General features: G+C 74.1%; 2 protein-coding genes. One reads left to right on the top strand and one right to left on the bottom strand.

Annotated elements, in window-relative coordinates; genetic code table 11:
• The coding region (gene xylB / locus ACN6LM_RS37830) for a xylulokinase (RefSeq protein WP_445069955.1) at positions 1-1451 on the bottom strand (1451 nt) is incomplete at its 3' end.
• Positions 1452-1679: 228 nt separating this feature from the next.
• Here xylB and xylA point away from each other — a divergent pair.
• Entirely contained in the window at positions 1680-2849 is a 1170-nt protein-coding gene (xylA, locus tag ACN6LM_RS37825) for a xylose isomerase (protein WP_445069954.1), read from the top strand.
• Positions 2850-2893: the final 44 nt, after the last annotated feature.

Raw genomic sequence — 2893 nt, 5'->3', positions numbered from 1 at the left:
CCCCCCCCCCCCCCCCCCCCCCCCCCCCCCCCCCCCCCCCCCCCCCCCCCCCCCCCCCCCCCCCCCCCCCCCCCCCCCCCCCCCCCCCCCCCCCCCGCGACCGGGTCCGCCCCCGTCGCCGCCGAAGCCGCGAGCGCCGCCGCCCCGAGAGCCACCAGCTCGCCGGAGCCCGGCACGATCACCGGCCGCCCGGACAGCCGCCGTACGGTCTCCACCCACACGCGCCCCTGCGCGCCCCCGCCGATCAGGCGCAGCGGCCGGCCCGCCACCTCGGGGTCCGCCGGATCGAGACCGCAGGCCCGCGACAGCTCGTCGAGCGCCCGCAGCACGGTCACCACCGCGCCCTCGTAGGCGGCGCCGAGCAGTTGCTGCGGGGTCGTGTCGTGCCGCAGTCCGGTGAGCAGACCGGCCGCCGTGGGCAGGTCAGGGGTGCGCTCGCCGTCCAGGTAGGGCAGCAGGACCGCCTCGCCGCCGGGCGCCGCGTCATTGCGGTCCAGGCCGAGCAGCGCCGCCACCTTGTCCACGGCGAGCGTGCAGTTGAGGGTGCAGGCCAGCGGCAGGTACGTACCGTCCGCCGCCGCGAACCCGGAGAGCGCGGCCGACGCGGGCCTGGTCCGGGACGCCGCGAAGACCGTGCCCGAGGTGCCCAGGCTCAGCACCGGGTGGTCCAGGAGTCCGCCGCCGCCCAGGCCGAGCCCGACGGCGGCGCTCATGTTGTCCCCGGTGCCCGCCGCGACGGCGATGCCGGCGGGCAGGCCCAGCGCTTCGGCGGCGGCGTCCGTCAGCGAACCGATCCGGGCCCCGCCGCTCGGCGCCACCTCGGGGAGCAGCGCCGGGTCGAGGCCGATGAGCGCGAGGAGTTCGGGGTCGTAGGCGCCGGTCGCGGTGGAGTACCAGCAGGTGCCCGAGGCGTCGCCCGGGTCGGTGACGGCCCGCCCGGACAGCCGCTCGGTGAGGAAGTCGTGGGGCAGGCGCACCGCGGCGGCGGCCTCGGCGGTCTCCGGTTCGTTCTCCCGCAGCCACTGCCACTTCGACGCGGTCATCGCGGCCACCGGGACGGAGCCGGTGCGCGCGGTCCAGGCGTCCGGTCCGCCGAGCGCGGCGGTGAGGGCGGCGGCCTGCGGGGCGGACCGGGTGTCGTTCCACAGCAGGGCAGGGCGCAGCGGGCGGCCCTCGGCGTCCAGGACGACCAGGCCGTGCTGCTGGCCGGCGACCGCGATGCCCACCACGTCCGTCGCGGCGATCCCGGACTCCTTCAGCCCGGCGGCGACCGCGTCGCGCAGGGCCTGCCACCAGACCTCGGGGTCGCTCTCGCGCGCACCGCCCTCGCCGGTGACCACGTGCGGGGCGCGGCCGACGGCGAGCAGCCGGCCGGTGGCGGTGTCGGTGAACGCCGCCTTGGTGGACTGGGTGGAGCTGTCCACACCGATGACGACGGTATGCGGCGGCATGGCTGACCTCATTCGCTGATGTATTTGATCGTACGCAAAACAAATTACGTGATCGAACCCGTTCGGAACAGGCCCGGTTCCAGGTTCGCGGCAGCGGCTCACAGACCTCTCCGCTCCGGGGGCTTTACGTCGCGCGGGCTTCCCGTGCATGATTAGTCATGACAGTGAACAAATTGAGGTTCGGCGCCCGATCGGCTGCGGACCCACGGCCCCGAAGGCGGCACCACCATGACGGAACGCTTCACACCGACCCCCGAGGACAAGTTCACCTTCGGTCTGTGGACCGTGGGCTGGCAGGGCCGCGACCCCTTCGGTGACGCGACGCGCACCGCGATCGACCCGGTCGACTCCGTCCAGCGCCTGGCCGAGCTGGGCGCGTACGGCGTGACCTTCCACGACGACGACCTGATCCCCTTCGGCTCCTCGGACACCGAGCGCGAGGGCATCGTCAAGCGATTCCGCCAGGCGCTCGACGCGGCCGGCCTCGTCGTCCCGATGGCCACGACGAACCTCTTCACGCACCCCGTCTTCAAGGACGGCGCCTTCACCGCCAACGACCGGGACGTCCGGCGCTACGCCCTGCGCAAGACCATGCGCAACATCGACCTGGCCGTCGAGCTGGGCGCCACCACCTACGTCGCCTGGGGCGGCCGGGAGGGCTCCGAGTCCGGCGCCGCCAAGGACATCCGCGTCGCGCTCGACCGCATGAAGGAAGCCTTCGACCTCCTGGGCGACTACGTCACCGAGCAGGGTTACGACCTCAAGTTCGCCATCGAGCCCAAGCCGAACGAGCCGCGCGGCGACATCCTCCTCCCCACCATCGGCCACGCCCTCGCCTTCATCGAGCGCCTGGAGCGCCCCGAGATGGTCGGCGTCAACCCGGAGGTCGGGCACGAGCAGATGGCCGGGCTGAACTTCCCGCACGGCATCGCCCAGGCCCTGTGGGCGGGCAAGCTCTTCCACATCGACCTCAACGGCCAGTCCGGCATCAAGTACGACCAGGACCTCCGCTTCGGCGCCGGCGACCTGCGCCAGGCGTTCTGGCTGGTCGACCTCCTGGAGAACTCCGACTACGCCGGCCCGCGCCACTTCGACTTCAAGCCGCCGCGCACCGAGGACTACGACGGTGTCTGGGCCTCCGCCGCCGGCTGCATGCGCAACTACCTCATCCTCAAGGAGCGCGCCGCCGCCTTCCGCGCCGACCCGGCCGTCCAGGACGCCCTGCGCGCCTCGCGCCTGGACGAGCTGGCCCAGCGCACCGCCGAGGACGGCGTGGCCGGCCTGCTCGCCGACCGCTCCGCGTTCGAGGAGTTCGACGTGGACGCGGCGGCCGAGCGCGGCATGGCGTTCGAGGCCCTGGACCAGCTGGCGATGGACCACCTGCTCGGCGTCCGCTGATACGACGGGTAAAGGGAGAGGGGGGCGGACGCGCTACGCGTCCG

The organism is Streptomyces sp. SAS_281 (assembly GCF_052542855.1).
Note: the sequence above shows the minus strand (reverse complement) of the source record. Positions and strands in the feature narration are given on the sequence as shown.